Annotated in this window: 11 protein-coding genes; 6 read left to right on the top strand and 5 right to left on the bottom strand. The window is 47.4% G+C overall.

Annotation, left to right across the window (positions count from 1 at the left end; genetic code table 11):
• Positions 1-693 (top strand): HNH endonuclease (locus Q5691_RS19940; protein ID WP_333346535.1); only part of this gene is annotated, 693 nt, incomplete at its 5' end.
• Positions 694-814: 121 nt separating this feature from the next.
• On the opposite strand, the gene fusA is transcribed toward Q5691_RS19940, so the two are convergent.
• From fusA to rpsB, 5 genes are all read right to left on the bottom strand, one after another.
• A complete protein-coding gene (gene fusA / locus Q5691_RS19935) occupies positions 815-2,899 on the bottom strand; it encodes an elongation factor G (protein ID WP_333346532.1) in 2,085 nt (694 codons plus the stop codon).
• Positions 2,900-3,463: 564 nt separating this feature from the next.
• Positions 3,464-5,977, bottom strand: coding sequence for an ATP-dependent DNA helicase RecG (gene recG / locus Q5691_RS19930; protein ID WP_333213974.1), 2,514 nt, complete (start codon positions 5,975-5,977; stop codon positions 3,464-3,466).
• Between the two features lie 220 nt (positions 5,978-6,197).
• The gene (locus Q5691_RS19925; RefSeq protein ID WP_333346530.1) at positions 6,198-7,172 is read right to left on the bottom strand and encodes a hypothetical protein; all 975 of its coding nucleotides are present in this window, start codon (positions 7,170-7,172) and stop codon (positions 6,198-6,200) included.
• Positions 7,173-7,360: 188 nt separating this feature from the next.
• The gene (gene tsf / locus Q5691_RS19920; protein ID WP_006635114.1) at positions 7,361-8,020 is read right to left on the bottom strand and encodes a translation elongation factor Ts; all 660 of its coding nucleotides are present in this window, start codon (positions 8,018-8,020) and stop codon (positions 7,361-7,363) included.
• A gap of 428 nt (positions 8,021-8,448) precedes the next feature.
• A complete protein-coding gene (rpsB, locus tag Q5691_RS19915) occupies positions 8,449-9,279 on the bottom strand; it encodes a 30S ribosomal protein S2 (protein WP_333035195.1) in 831 nt (276 codons plus the stop codon).
• A gap of 436 nt (positions 9,280-9,715) precedes the next feature.
• Between rpsB and Q5691_RS19910 the strand changes: the two genes are divergently transcribed.
• The 5 genes from Q5691_RS19910 (at position 9,716) to Q5691_RS19890 (ending at position 14,782) form a co-directional block, all read left to right on the top strand.
• Positions 9,716-11,920, top strand: a complete 2,205-nt coding sequence (locus tag Q5691_RS19910) for a cation:proton antiporter domain-containing protein (protein WP_333213980.1) — start codon at positions 9,716-9,718, stop codon at positions 11,918-11,920.
• 131 nt (positions 11,921-12,051) lie between these two features.
• Complete coding sequence (locus Q5691_RS19905; RefSeq protein ID WP_333213982.1) at positions 12,052-12,555, top strand: hypothetical protein; 504 nt, start codon at positions 12,052-12,054, stop codon at positions 12,553-12,555.
• Positions 12,556-12,751: 196 nt separating this feature from the next.
• Positions 12,752-12,874 (top strand): hypothetical protein, encoded by a 123-nt coding sequence (locus Q5691_RS19900; RefSeq protein ID WP_333213984.1) that lies wholly within the window; start codon positions 12,752-12,754, stop codon positions 12,872-12,874.
• A 105-nt stretch (positions 12,875-12,979) separates the two neighbouring features.
• Positions 12,980-13,606, top strand: coding sequence for a DUF3038 domain-containing protein (locus tag Q5691_RS19895; protein WP_333081936.1), 627 nt, complete (start codon positions 12,980-12,982; stop codon positions 13,604-13,606).
• Positions 13,607-13,609: 3 nt separating this feature from the next.
• Positions 13,610-14,782: a DUF4335 domain-containing protein gene (locus tag Q5691_RS19890; RefSeq protein WP_333346525.1), complete on the top strand. Its 1,173-nt coding sequence runs from the start codon at positions 13,610-13,612 to the stop codon at positions 14,780-14,782.
• The last annotated feature ends 99 nt before the right edge of the window (positions 14,783-14,881 follow it).

Raw genomic sequence — 14,881 nt, 5'->3', positions numbered from 1 at the left:
ATGCAGTTCACGCTTCTGTTGACGCTCTACCTATTATCCTCTCTGGATAGCACTTTTACAAAACCGGGATGCTCCCCTTATATTCAGAGTCCATCCCTAGTTCTTCCTATTAAAGACCTAGATGCAGCTCAGCCAGTGATTGATAACTTTGTCGAACTCTTTGCTATCTTTCGTGCTGCAATAAATGTGTATCTTGGTGAGGAAGACCGTTTTGAAGAATATCTAAAATGTTTGAGGGATTGGCAAAATCCGCTTTTTGAAAAATACCTAAAATGTTTGTTGGATTGGCAAAATCCGCTTCAGGTGCAGGAATCTGTAACTACTACTAGATTCTTTCCTGATGAAGTAGATGCAGTACAAACATTTCGTGAAGGGGCAGTACGGCAAGTTTCAGTCAATGCCTATGAACGAGAGCCTAAAGCTCGGCAAAAATGTATTGATTATTACGGTTCAAGTTGCTATATTTGTGATTTCGATTTTGGCAAAACTTTTGGGCAACTGGGAAAAGGTTTCATTCATGTTCATCATCTAAGACCCCTTTCAGAAATTGCAGAAGAGTATGAAATTGATCCTATAAAAGATTTGCGTCCTGTTTGCCCAAATTGTCACGCTATGATTCATCGTCGTTCACCACCATTTAGTCTTGAAGAAATCCAGATGTTGTTGAAGTCTGCTCGTGGTTCTACTATCTAATATGTTTTGTTGACTTATTCTAACCGATAGTTTACAAAAATTAGATCCCCGATTTCTTCAAAAAGCGGGGATCTAATTTTTCTGTTTGACTCCAGATAGCACCTACCAGGAGTCAAATACATTACTTCGCAGCTTGACGCTCTTTTGCCGCCTTAATCACTTCTTCAGCGATGTTATTCGGACAAGGAGCATAGTGCGAGAAGGACATGGAAAACTGACCGCGGCCAGATGTCATAGTACGCAAATCGCTAATGTAACCAAACATTTCGCTCAACGGCACATCGGCCTTGATCCGTGCTCCTGTTTGGCTTGTTTCCTGAGATTTCATCATCCCCCGGCGGCGGTTGAGGTCGCCGATCACGTCGCCCATGTAATCATCTGGAGTGAATACATCGACATTCATAATCGGTTCGAGCAACTGAGGCGCGGCTTTAGGCAGAGACTGCCGATAGGCCGCTTTGGCAGCAATTTCAAAGGCCATTGCTGAGGAGTCAACGGGGTGGAAACCGCCTTCTAGAAGCGTGAATTTCAAGTCTAGGCAGGGGAATCCGGCCAAGACGCCTTTGTCGATGCAGCTTTCAAAGCCTTTTTCGACCGCTGGCCAATATTCTCTCGGTACGCTACCACCAGTCACTTTGGACTCAAACTGGAAGCCGCTTCCAGGCTCACCAGGCTCGATCACATAGCCGATTTTGGCAAATTGACCGGAACCACCTGATTGCTTTTTGTGGGTGTATTCGTCTTCGAGGCGCTTGGTAATCGACTCGCGGTAAGCCACTTGTGGTTCGCCGACTTCTACTTCGATGCCGTGGGTGCGCTTGAGAATGTCTACTTTGATGTCGAGGTGTAACTCGCCCATCCCCTTGAGAATCATTTCGCCGCTTTCTAGATCCGTCACCATGTGGAAGGATGGGTCTTCTTGCACCATTTTGGTGAGGGCTGCTCCCATTTTTTCTTCGCCGCCTTTTTGTTTCGGTTTGACCGAAATCGAAATAACGGGATCTGGGAATACCATCGGCTCTAGGGTGGCGGGATTTTTGGGGTCGCAGATGGTGTGTCCGGTGCGGACGTTTTTCATACCGACGATCGCCACAATGTCCCCTGCTTGGGCAGATTCAATTTCTTCGCGCGAGTTGGCGTGCATTTCCACCAAACGGCTGATGCGCTCGGTTTTGCCTGTGGCGGTGTTGAGTACGGTGTCGCCCTTGGACAACTTACCGGAGTACAGGCGCGTGAAGGTTAAAGCACCGTAGCGATCGTCCATGATCTTAAACGCCAGTGCCCGCAATGGCCGATTGGGATCGACAAGGGCAAATTCGCCGGTCTCATTTCCATCGAGATCGACTTCTGGCTGTGGTGTGACTTCCATCGGGTTTGGCAGGTAGTCCACTACGGCATCGAGAACCAACTGCACGCCTTTGTTTTTAAACGATGAGCCGCAGTAGGTGGGGAAAAATGCCCGATCGCGAGTACCTTTGCGAATACAGCGCTTGAGGTCATCAATACTCGGTTCATTGCCTTCGAGATATTGTTCCATCAGAGCGTCGTCTTGCTCTACTGCCAGTTCGATCAACTGTTCGCGCCAAGTTTCGACATCATCGACCATATCGGCGGGGACATCTTTAATTTGATAGTTCATGGGATCGCCGGAATCATCCCAGATCCAGGCTTTGCGGGTCAGCAAATCGACTACGCCGCAAAACTTTTCTTCTATGCCGATCGGCAATACCATCACCATCGGTTTAGCTCCGAGGATTTTATCAACTTGCTTGACAACGCGGTAAAAATCTGCTCCGGTGCGATCGAGCTTATTGATGTAGATGACGCGAGCGACTTTGGAATCGTTAGCGTAGCGCCAGTTGGTTTCAGATTGCGGTTCAACTCCACCCGAACCGCAGAACACACCAATGCCACCATCGAGAACCTTCAAAGAACGGTAAACCTCGATCGTAAAATCGACGTGTCCCGGAGTATCAATGATGTTGAGCTGATGCTCGTTCCAGAAGCAGGTGGTAGCAGCGGATTGAATCGTAATACCGCGCTCTTGCTCCTGTTCCATGAAGTCAGTAGTCGCCGCGCCTTCGTGAACTTCACCAATTTTGTGGATTTTACCTGTCAGTTTCAGGATTCTTTCTGTTGTGGTGGTCTTGCCAGCATCTACGTGGGCGAAGATGCCAATATTTCGATAACGAGTGAGATCTTTCATAATTACTGTTGAGATTAAATTCGACGAACCGTCGGCGACCACCTGCAAGCGTAACCAGCGAGGAATCAATGTTGCCTTAGGCGCCAGTACAGGCTAGATTTCCTTTCCCCTGTTTCTGGCAGAACTATCTTAATTTTGACACTTTCCCGTCATTCCTGCGAAGGATTTTTGGTTTAATCAGTACGGGAATCCTTACAATTCATAAAAATACCCTAGACCAAGGGAAAAATTTTCTGTGAAAGTTAGGTTGGGTTCAGAAAGTAGGTTGGGTTGAGGCAGGCGTACCCAACAAATTCGTGTTTTTGACGCTTCGCTCAACTTGATATTTTGCACCATTGTCAGCAAAACGGTATAAAGCGGGTTTTCCTGACAAAAACCCTAATATTTTACGTGACTTTGTGGCAAGAAACCCGCTTTCTGACATTAAATAGGTAGGTGCAAATAAATCAGCCTATGGGGAGAGGGTGCGTGAGTGCAGCAATAAACTGCCGGCTTTGATAGATATTCGCTTAACCCGACCATACAAAATATTATTAAAAACACCGTTGCTGCGTCCAGAAATATCTAAGTCAAAATCGACCCACTCATCATCCGCTGATATCTCCGCTCCAATTCATCCCGCACCACCGGCCACTGATTCAAACTTTCATCATTCTCAATTACCATTTGAGCCGCCGCCCTCGCCAACTCCAAAACCTCTTGATCCTCCACCAAACTCGCCAAAGCAAAATCAGGCAAACCCGACTGCCTAGTTCCCAAAACTTGGCCGGGTCCGCGCAATCTCATGTCCATTTCCGCAATAAAAAAGCCATCTTGAGATTGTTCTAAAACCTTCATTCTCTGCATGGCTTCCGCCGTTTTGGAACCGGGCATTAACAAACAATAAGAACGGTTGCTGCCCCGACCAACTCTACCCCGCAACTGGTGCAGTTGCGACAGTCCAAAACGCTCAGAATTTTCAATTAGCATTACCGTGGCATTCGGCACGTCTACTCCCACTTCGACGACAGTAGTAGATACTAAAATATCAGTTTCTTTGTCTCGAAACTTAGAAATTGCTTCATCTTTGTCAGCACTGCTCATTCTACCGTGCAGCAAACCCACCTTAAACTCAGGAAATACACTTTTTTCAAGTTTTTCTTTTTCCTCAATTGCCGATCGCACATCCAACTTTTCCGACTCCTCCACCAGCGGCAGCACCACATAAACTTGACGCCCGCTCGCCACTTCCCGCCGAATCAAATCGTAAGCTTGAATGCGTTCTTTGGCCGACAGTACAGTGGTTTGAATCGCCTGCCTGCCGGGGGGAAGTTCATCAATTTGACTTACATCTAAATCCCCGTGCAGCGTCAGCGCCAGCGTCCGGGGAATGGGAGTTGCCGTCATCGTCAAAACGTGGGGAGCTTCGCCTTTTTGCTGCAATTTAGCGCGCTGGTGCACACCGAATCTGTGCTGTTCGTCAATTACCGCCAAACCCAATTTATGGAAATTTACCGTATCTTGAATCAGCGCGTGAGTTCCCACTAAAACAGGCAATTCTCCGGTTTCTAACTGGTTGTGAATTTCGCGGCGCTTGGCTATTTTTGTCGAACCTGTTAACAGTTCAACAGACAAGTGCATTAAGTTAAACCAACCTACCAATTTGCGGTAATGCTGTTCTGCTAAAACTTCTGTCGGTGCCATTAAAGCTGCTTGATAGCCGGATTGAATTGCTGCTAGCATTGCCACTACGGCGACTACGGTTTTGCCGGCGCCGACATCGCCTTGCACTAATCTGTTCATCGGTTGCGACGAAGCTAAATCGTTGAGGATGTCGTTAATTACTCTTTCCTGAGCATTAGTCAACGCAAAAGGCAATATTTCATAAAAATGTTCGATCAATTTACCGCTAGGAATGATGACTGCACTCGCTTGAGCTTTTCTTTGGGTTTGGCGGCGCTTTAAAAGTCCTAATTGCAGGTAGAAAAATTCGTCAAAAACTAAGCGGCGGCGGGCGGCGGCCAAACAATCTCGATCGAGCGGAAAGTGAATATTAGTCACGGCATCGGCTAAACCCATTAAACCGTAACGCTCGCGCAAATCTTCCGGTAACGATTCTGGCAACATTTTTGCCGCCGGCATTGCAGCCAAAATCGATCGCCTCACCGAACCAGCATCCACTCCCTCCGTCAGCGGATAAACTGGTATCAGGCGGCCGACTTTCATTGATTCGATCGCACCGCCGGAGTCGTCTAATACTTCTAATTCAGGATTTTCTAAAGTAATTCCATATTTACCTTGCTTCACCAACCCGGAAGCTGCCAGCACCGCACCTGTACAATACTCGCGCTTTTTAAATTCTTGCCAGCCGCGATTACTGTAGCGAGGGCCTGCAAAAAAACGACTAATTTTTATCTCTCCGGTGCGGTCTTTTAAAATTACTTCTAATATGGTTAACTTCTTATTCTTCGGGCTAGAAAAGCAATTACAGCGCTTTACTTCGGCAATTAAGGTGACAGTTTCCCCGGCTATTAGCTCGCGAATTTGTACTTGCTTTGCATAGTCGATGTGGTTGCGGGGATAGTAGTAAAGCAAGTCATATACAGTGTATAAACCCAGTTTTAGCAAGCGGTTGCCGTTGGCGGGGCCGATGCCGGTGACGCGGGTTAACTGTTGGTCGAGAGTCAGGCTGGGCGGTGGGGGGGCTGTACTCAGGGGTACTGTTCGGGGAACGGAAAGTGTTGGGGCGGTTGGTTCAGAAGCGTTAGCGTTTGCGGGTCTGACTTGTGCTACTTGTTCTTGCTGGTGGCGACTTTCTTGTTCCCAAACTTGCTCCATTTGCCTCAAAAAACTGACCGTAATGGCGATCGAATGTTGGCGCTGTTCGAGATCTTTCTGAGGATAGATGTCAAATTCAGTGGCTAGTTGTCTGGCTCGATCGCGCGCCGAAGCAGCCACAGAACCTGCCAACTGTCTCAAACTCAGGCCCAGAAACTCGCTGAAGCGGTATTGACTGCCTTGGATGTCGTTAAATCCGCGATCGGCTTCTACTGAAAGAGCTTTTTGCAATCGCTGCCATTCGGGTTGATTATTAGTCATCAGTCATTAGTTATTAGTCATTAGTCATTGGTCATTGGTCATTAGTCATTAGTCGTTAGTCATTAGTCGTTAGTCATTAGTTATTAATCATAGCTCAAGAATTCCCGACAACTGACAACTGTCAACTGACAACTGACAACTGACAACTGACAATTATCAACTGACAACTGACAACTGCCAACTGACAACTGACAACTGCCAACTGACAACTGACAACTGACTAATCTTCAAACCAACTCGATCGCCAAGCCGACTCAGCCTCCACCACAGCGAGTTCCCGCTGCTTTTTCTGGTAATCGCGGCCCAGCGAGTTCAATTTTACAGACAGGTTACGAATTTGCTGGCGCCAAGCCGAGGTTCCCGCATCGGCAAACTCTATTTCCGATAGCCGCAGTTTAATCGCTGTAATGTGCAGGGCCCTACTACCAAAGGTTGCAGCCAATTTTCGCGATGCTGATGAGGCATCGGTTTCAATGATTAAGTTTAATAAGTTCGGCGGCCCGGCAACACTATCGCCGGAGGATTCAGCAGCAGAAGCAGCTTCGAGAACTGGTTCTGGTAATTGACTCGGCAAGATTCCCGACTCTTGCAGCAAGCGGTTGGTGTCGCGAGAAAGCAGCTTGAGTATATGGGCGATCGACTTTTCAATACTATTTTGCCAGCGTGCCAAACTTTCAGGGGAATTGGCGTTTGGCAATTGATAATTTGCCAATGAAAATAGATAGTTAATGGCCGAAACTTGGTTTTTTTCCTTTTCGTCTTCTTCCTTGTCGTCTGCTTTGTCTTCCTCTTCTTCTTCTTCCTCTTCCTCTTCATCGAAGTCGTCTTCTTCTTCCTCTTCTTCTTCCTCTTCTTCTTCTTCTTCTTCTTCTTCTTCTTCTTCTTCCTCTTCCTCTATTTCTTCATCTGCTTGTGATTCAGTCACCAGCGATCGCAATTTGTCCTCCGACGCCGCAGCCAAAGCCCTTACAGACTGCTGCATTTTTTGTCTCGCCTCGAAGGACAACTTGAGAAACGACTCCGGTACTGCTTGAGTGCAAAGGTGATAGCAAGCCAAAATTAACTGCTGCCGCACCGCTTGTCCCAACGCAGTTAAATAACCTTCGTAGGTACTGCTAAACTCCAACTTCAAGGCTGCTAAAGCCTCTTCGAGTCCTGCCAAATCTTGCTCTATTCTCTCTCTTGGTCGCACCATATCTCTCGTATAAAATTAAAATAGGAGTTACGCAAGTTTTCCATTTTTACGATATCTGTAGTAGTAAGGTTTGCAGTGCCCACACTACAAATATAGTCTGTCCATAAGTCCTATAAAAATTAAAAATTAAAAATGCAAAAAATTGATTTTTCACATTTTTAATTTTTAATTCTCAATCTTAATTGGGATTATTGAACACCCATTTGGGCTGCCACTTCATCGGCAAAGTTAGCTTCTACCTTTTCAATGCCTTCGCCCAAGACAAAACGCACGAATCGGCGCACTTGGACATTTTCTCCAATTTGGGCGATCGTTTGTTTCACCAACTCTTCCACCGAGATATTCTGATCTTTAATAAAAGGCTGATCCATCAAAGATAACTCTTTCATGCGCTTCTCAATTCGCCCTAGAACAATCTTTTCTTTGATGTTCTCCGGCTTATTGCCCAAGTCATCTTTGCCCATTTCAATTGCCTTTTCTCTTTCGACAACTTCGGCGGGGATATCTTCAACTTTCACGTATTCCACATTTGGGCAAGCTGCAATTTGCATCGCAATATCCCGCACCAACTTTTGGAATTCTTCGCGGCGTGCCACAAAATCTGTTTCGCAGTTAACTTCCACCAGCACTCCCACGCGGCCGCCCGTGTGAATGTAGCTACCTACAAGTCCTTCTGAGGCAACTCGTCCACCTTTTTTACCTGCCGAAGCCAGACCTTTTTTCCGCAGCCACTCGATGGATGTTTCCATATTGCCTTCGTTTTCAACGAGGGCTTTTTTGCAGTCCATCATGCCCGCGCCAGTTTTTTCGCGCAGTTCTTTAACAAGTTTTGCAGATATGTCCGCCATCTTCTTTAAGTTCCCAATCAAAATTAGTTATTAGTCATTAGTCATCAGTCATTAGTCATCAGTCATTAGTCACTAATTTTAATGTTAATGATTAGACCAAAGTGAAGAAATACCCAGTGGATATTAGTACCGACTTTGTAGGTGTAGCGCCAGAATTAATTCTGGCCCTCACACAATGAATGCTTTTGCCAGATATCTACTAATGACTTAGACTCGTGCTAAGCAGTCGCCCATTTAAATTGTATATTCAGGGCGGCCGGGACGCCCACCCCACAAGACTTTAATCTTTTTTGACATACAATTTAAATGCAGACCAGCTTATGTACAATTAAAAATTAAAAATATCCAACTAAAAATAATAATAATAATTATTTTTAATTTTCAATCTTTAATTTTTAATTTCCTGGTGTCAGATTCCGAGGGCAATACTAGCTCTCGGTTTCTTCGCCCTCGGCTTCAGCGGCGTCGTCGGGATCTACATAATCGGGGTCATCCAATTCTTCGATTTCGACATCATATTCAGCGCCTTCGTAGCCACCTTCGTAGTCGTAGTCTTCCTCAGAGTCGCCGCCCTGCTGACCGTGACGACCTTCGTAGATGGCATCAGCCAACTTGCCGACAATCAGCTTGATCGATCGAATAGCATCGTCATTCGCCGGAATCGCAATGTCAACCAAATCCGGGTCGCAGTTGGTATCCAACAGAGAGACGATCGGAATTCCCAACTTTTGGCATTCCAACACCGCATTATACTCGCGGCGTTGGTCTACCAGCACCACTCCGTCGGGAATCTTCCGCATAGATTTAATCCCGCCCAGGTATTTCTGGAGTTTTGCCATTTCTCGGCGCAGTACCGAAGCTTCTTTTTTCGGCAGCAAATCGAGGGCGCCTATTTCCTCGCGGCGCTCCAAATCCTTGAGGCGCTCCACGCGGGACTTAATCGTCGTCCAGTTGGTGAGCATTCCCCCCAGCCAGCGCTGGTTGACGTAATAAGCACCGCAGCGTTGAGCTTCTTGGGCTACAATCCCGGCAGCTTGGCGCTTCGTACCCACGAACAAAAACTTTTTGCCTTTTTCTGAGGCAACTCTCATGTACTCGTAGGCGTCTTCCATAAGCTGAGCGGTTTGCACGAGGTCGATGATGTGAACCCCGTTGCGCTCTGTAAAAATGTATGGAGACATTTTCGGGTTCCACCGACGGGTTTGGTGTCCGAAGTGAACCCCTGACTCTAACATTTGAGCCAAACTGACTACTGGCATTGTATTTTTAACTCCTAATTCGGGTTAATCCTCCACCCGGTCGTATTTCTGAAGGTTTGCGCCCTAGAAACACCCGAAAACCCGGATGTGCGAATTTAAACAACTTTTCTAGTTTATCACAGCGCGCGCTACTTTTTCTGACAGTCTCATATCCGTAGGGTTGGCTTGGCACCCGGAGGTGAGATTTAGGGCGCGGGTTGGGTGCGGGGTACGCACGCTGCGGTTAAAGTTACTTGCAAGGGCTTCTTAAAAACAAAAAATCCAGGTACTAAGGTTGCCAAAGCCTTTGTTCGCTTGTGAGACAATGACGTTGTTGGTGCGCCTCTTGTGCGTTCTACCTTCGATCGAGCTGGTATCCATTTTTTTCGATCGCCAATTCAGTCAGCTTTAGTACCCTGCCCTCTCGATCCGCAAAAATCCCAAAGCTAAAAACGTCATGCCCATACCCATTCTCGTTCTGCTTGAAGTTCTAATTGTCATCGCACTTTCGAGACTTGTAGGTTTAGGATTTCGAGCGATAAAACAACCTCAAGTCATTGGAGAAATTGTAGCAGGAATTATGCTTGGGCCTTCTCTGTTTGGCTTAGTTGCACCAGATTTAGCAACAGCACTTTTTCCAGCCGAAGCCGTTCCCTTCCTCAACGTGCTATCTGAGGTGGGGCTAATATTTTTCATGTTTTTGATTGGTTTGGAACTGAATCCCAAGTATCTCAAAAGCAATTTAGATATAGCGATTTTAACTTCCCACGTCAGCATTCTAGTGCCGTTTTCACTGGGAAGCTTGCTCGCATTGCTGCTGTATCCCATCGTTTCAAATAATAGTGTTTCGTTTACAGCCTTTGCCCTATTTTTGGGCGCTGCCATGTCAATTACTGCCTTTCCGGTGCTGGCAAGAATTATTACAGAACACAACTTGCAGAATACAAAATTGGGGACACTGGCCCTAACTTGCGCTGCGGTAGATGACGTAACGGCGTGGTGTTTGTTAGCGGTGGCGATCGCAGTTACTCGTACTAATTCGATGATCGGTGCTTTGCCGACAATTATTGAGTCTTTAATTTACATCGGTTTCATGCTGACTGTAGTCCGCTGGTTCTTGCAGCGGCTTTCCAAACACTACAACCGCACTGGCAGATTAACACAGTTAGTGCTCTCCGGCATTTACATGGGAGTTTTAGCTTCTGCCTTAATTACTGAATTGATCGGCATTCATTTAATTTTCGGTGCATTTTTGCTGGGTGCTGCCATGCCGAAAAATGCGGGATTAACCAGAGAATTAGCTGAAAAAACCGAAGACTTTGTACTCATATTTCTGCTGCCCATATTTTTTGCTTATAGCGGATTGCGGACTCAAATCGGCTTGCTTAACAGCCCCGAATTGTGGCTGCTGTGCGCCGCAGTTTTGGGAGTGGCAATTATCGGCAAGTACGTTGGCACTTACGTTGCTGCTAGAGTTTGTGGCATCAGCAACCGCGAAGCTTCAGCCCTGGGATGGCTGATGAATACTCGCGGTTTGACTGAACTAATTGTGCTGAATATCGGTCTTTCATTGGGCGTAGTTTCGCCCCTGCTATTTACGATGTTAGTCATCATGGCTTTAGTGACAACTTTTATGACTTCGCCACTGTTGGAGTGGACTTATCCAAAACGGTTAATTAGGTTAGATATTTCCGAAGTAAACTCTGAGGATTCAGAATTAGAAAATTCACAAATGGCTGACAGCAGCGAAGAAACTGCTAACAAATTGCTGCCCACTTATCGAATTTTAGTACCTGTTGCCAATCCCAGCACGCAGAAAGGTTTACTGCGACTAGCGGTAGCGCTGGCGCAGCCGGCTGCTGGTATGGGTGGTGAGGATTTACAGTCGGCGGCGGTTCATCCTCTGAGTTTGATAGAATTAAATGATGACTATGCCTTTGAAAGTACGCCTGCGGAAGCCGATCGCATTATTCAAGAACGTCGCTCGAAATTATCAGAATTGATTGATAGTTTGGAACTGTCTGAGGCGCGAAAATTTGTACATCCCATCATTCGGGTTACTAATGATGTAGCCAGGGAGACGGCACAAATTGCGGAAATAGATCGCGCGGATTTGATTTTAGTAGGGTGGCACAGACCTACTTTTAGCAGCAACCGTTTGGGAGGACGTGTCGGCCAAATTCTCAGCAACGCTAAGGTGGATGTAGCAATTTTTGTTGACCGAGGCCGGGAAAGGTTGAATAACTTGTTAGTACCTTACGCGGCAAACATTCACGATGATTTGGGTTTAGAATTGGCGCTGAGACTGTTAGTTAATAGTGAGGAACGCCGTTTGACGGTGCTGCGGGTGGCGGTTGACGGGGAAGCTGAAAACGAGCTCAGTTACGATTTTCAGCGAGTGATGGAGCAGTTACCAGTTGAGGTACGATCGCGAATTGAAACTCCGATTGTGGAGGCTGCTGAGCCAATTCAAGCAGTGGTGGCGGCTTCTGCTAATGCTGATTTGACTATTGCAGGTACGAGTCGGGAGTGGGGAATTGAGCGCCAAACTTTGGGACAGTATACTGATGAATTGGCTGTGCAGTGTCATTCTTCGCTGCTGATTGCGCGGTGCTACGTTAAAGTGCGATCGCACTTGGCATCGGTACTTCCTCAAAGGTAGTCAGTTGACTGTTGACTGTTGACTGTTGGTTATTTGTGAGTTAATACCAATGCCCGCTGCCCAATTCCCAATTCCCAATTCCCAATTCCCAATTCCCAATTCCCAATTCCCAATTATTAATTACCAAGATTATGAATCATTTAAGCCTCAAATCGCTGGCATTTTATGGGGTTGCGATCGGCTCAGTTGCACTGCTGTTTAAAGTAGTAACTGCTTATGGGGAAACAAATTTAAAGGCGGCCCCGGCAATTGCGGGCAATTATCGCTTCGATCCTCAAAGTTTGCCCGAATGTCTGAAATCTGATGTTTTGGTATTGACAATCGAGCAATCGGGTGTTTATTTGAGCGGTAATTTGCGATCGGGCAGCAGGGAGGGCAGGGAAAAAACAGCCGAAGAGAAACCTTCTCTATTTGGTAAGTGGGAAACTCAAGGATTGAACTTGTCGGGTGCGGTTCCTAATTTAGCTGGTTGCAGCGACTCCACAGCAACCGGTCAAAACAGTTCTGTTAAAATGCGCGGAATTGTGGAGCAAGAAACCCTCAAGGGAAAAATTAGTCTAACTGATAAGGCGGCGGCTACTGATTTTACGGCTCAAAGAGAAGCGGCGGTGCAACCCCAAAAGCCTGAACATTGATTGATTCTAATAGAAAATTAAGAAAGGGGAAATGGGTAATTCTTTGTCGCTTTCTGACCGAAAGCATCCAGGATACAAGCCGCCGGATTCATCCGTCCAGAAATAAAAAACCTGTATCCGATGAAACTTGCCCCCCGAATTTATCCGTGCGGTCAATGCTTCAATCTAAAATCTAAAATCTAAAATCTAAAATCGATTGACTCTTCCCTTCACCCTTGGCGAAGCAAGGAATCACAAAGCGGCGGCGGGGGTGGGGGAGTGGGCGATCGAACTCCGGCCGCCGGAGCTCGCCTGTGACGGTCGGTTGCTGCTAAATTAGAAAATATACGTAAAAGTAAATGATAAAAATAAAGTATCCCAGAGAAGTTCTTGGTTGAGAATTTGTCTTGCTCAAGACCCCCCGTGCCCGTATAGTTTGTTTGGAATGGATGTTGCCGTGATATTAATGCCGTCAGAAACTTCGCTTACCCAGTCAAACCCGTTAATTTTAGACAGTTTGCCAGACTTGTCGCCCTCCGATGGGGGATGTCCCCGCCGAGCCAGATTGCAAATTGACTTGATGTTGCTGGCGATCGAAGCCTTGTATCTCGGAGGTGCGGAAGAAATGCTGGCTGTGTCAAAGGACCTGGAATTGGAATCAATTATCAAAAATCGGGTTGCCCTTTGGCTGATGCGTAATACTAACCCGCTGAGACGCTACACGCAGCGCCGCTCCCTTACGATGGTGGAGGCAAAAGCGCTGGTGGCGATCGCCTGCAATATGGCACGCAAGTTAACCGCGACAATTCGGCAGTTGCTGCTAGATTCGCAGCAGTTGCGATCGAAAAATATCCCCCTCAACCAGCACTTGCCGCTGGCCGAGTATTTAGAACGCTTTCGAGCTCACTTTCGATCACGCATGAACCCCAAGCGATCGCTAGTTGCAGCTTACGATTCCGACGACAAGCTCAACGAACTAGCTTTGAACTTGTTGAGCAAACTGCTATTTTGTACAGGCACAGCCGGAATGCAGCGCTTCTGGGTTAGCCTGTTTGATGGAGAAGTTGAATAAAAAATGACTATTAGGCGTCAGTACAGTCTGCCAAATTGCACCCTGGTTCTAGAAGGGTTGAGCGATGGATCGGCAGCCAGCCAGTTAGATATACGGCCGGTGCTTTCCATATTAATGAGCGCTGAATGCTATGTTACAGGTCTTGGCGAACCCCTAAGCGGGGGACGAGACTTTTTTGAAAGCTTGGTGAGGGCCGTCAGCAGCTACGCTCAAGAATTTATGAGCGGAGTGCATTATCCCGATCGCTACGGCCCGAATGTGGGTATGGTGCAGTTACACAGAATTGACGGGAATGTGCATCGGTTGACCGTTCTACCCGCCTCCACAGGCAGCGCCACCCAAATCGATCAAAAAACAGAACTGTCGGCAAAAGTTGATTTGACGACGGTACAGCTATTTGACTTGGTAGAGGCGATCGATCAGTTTTTTGCCGATACGCAGACGCTGCCGGAATTGTCACTGCAATTAACCCCAATTTCCAAGCGTTACGTCAAGTCTGCCGAACCTTTGGCGAAGCGGAGTTTGCCTGCTGTCGTGGGGGTGTCGAGTTTGGCTTTGGCGGCGATGGCGTTTTTCTTGGTGCCGGTGCCGGAAGTCCAGCGTCCGAGAGATCCGGTGCCGCAGCCCAATCCTGCGGGCCAGAATCAGGGGACGCCGAATCCGGGCGGATCGGGTTCGCCTAATCCCAATCCCACACCCCCTGCTGATGGTTTGCTGCCTGGAACTCAAACTCCCAACGCTGGATCGCTTTCGCCGACTCCGATCCCCGCGCCGCAGCCGGACGCTTCACCGTTGGCCACACCGCAGTCGAGCACTTCGCCGGAAAGCACGCCCAGTCCAGTTGCTGAAGGTTTGGCAAGCCCTGATGCAGCCGCCGCGCCAATTACCGATCCAGGGCCAATTGAGCTGTTGAGGGGCAAACTTTCCCAGCAAATTGACGGAGTTGTCAAGAATCAGCCTCCGGTTGGTGCGGAGTTGGTTTATCGGGTGAGTGTGGCCCCAGACGGGGCGATTGTCGGTTACAAGCCGGAGAATTCGGCAGCAGTCGATCGATCCGAAACGCCTTTGTCGGAGTTGCTTTACAAACCTGTTGGCACCAGGCCACCTGCGGAACCGCTGGCTGATTTCCGCGTAGTTTTGGCACCAGACGGTAAAGTTCAAGTCACTCCTTGGTAATGGTTGATTGTTGACTGTTAACGGTTAACGGTTGACTGTTAACGGTTGACTGTTGACTGTTGACTGATACCAAGTCCCGCTTATATCAATTCCGGTTGT

This window comes from Microcoleus sp. w1-18aA5 (assembly GCF_036701705.1).
Classification (GTDB): Bacteria; Cyanobacteriota; Cyanobacteriia; order Cyanobacteriales; family Microcoleaceae; genus Microcoleus.
Note: the sequence above shows the minus strand (reverse complement) of the source record. Positions and strands in the feature narration are given on the sequence as shown.

Coding starts and splice junctions, on each gene's coding strand:
- fusA (WP_333346532.1), bottom strand. CDS start 2,899: ATGAAAGATCTCACTCGTTATCGAAATATTGGCATCTTCGCCCACGTA.
- recG (WP_333213974.1), bottom strand. CDS start 5,977: ATGACTAATAATCAACCCGAATGGCAGCGATTGCAAAAAGCTCTTTCA.
- Q5691_RS19925 (WP_333346530.1), bottom strand. CDS start 7,172: ATGGTGCGACCAAGAGAGAGAATAGAGCAAGATTTGGCAGGACTCGAA.
- tsf (WP_006635114.1), bottom strand. CDS start 8,020: ATGGCGGACATATCTGCAAAACTTGTTAAAGAACTGCGCGAAAAAACT.
- rpsB (WP_333035195.1), bottom strand. CDS start 9,279: ATGCCAGTAGTCAGTTTGGCTCAAATGTTAGAGTCAGGGGTTCACTTC.
- Q5691_RS19910 (WP_333213980.1), top strand. CDS start 9,716: ATGCCCATACCCATTCTCGTTCTGCTTGAAGTTCTAATTGTCATCGCA.
- Q5691_RS19905 (WP_333213982.1), top strand. CDS start 12,052: ATGAATCATTTAAGCCTCAAATCGCTGGCATTTTATGGGGTTGCGATC.
- Q5691_RS19895 (WP_333081936.1), top strand. CDS start 12,980: ATGGATGTTGCCGTGATATTAATGCCGTCAGAAACTTCGCTTACCCAG.
- Q5691_RS19890 (WP_333346525.1), top strand. CDS start 13,610: ATGACTATTAGGCGTCAGTACAGTCTGCCAAATTGCACCCTGGTTCTA.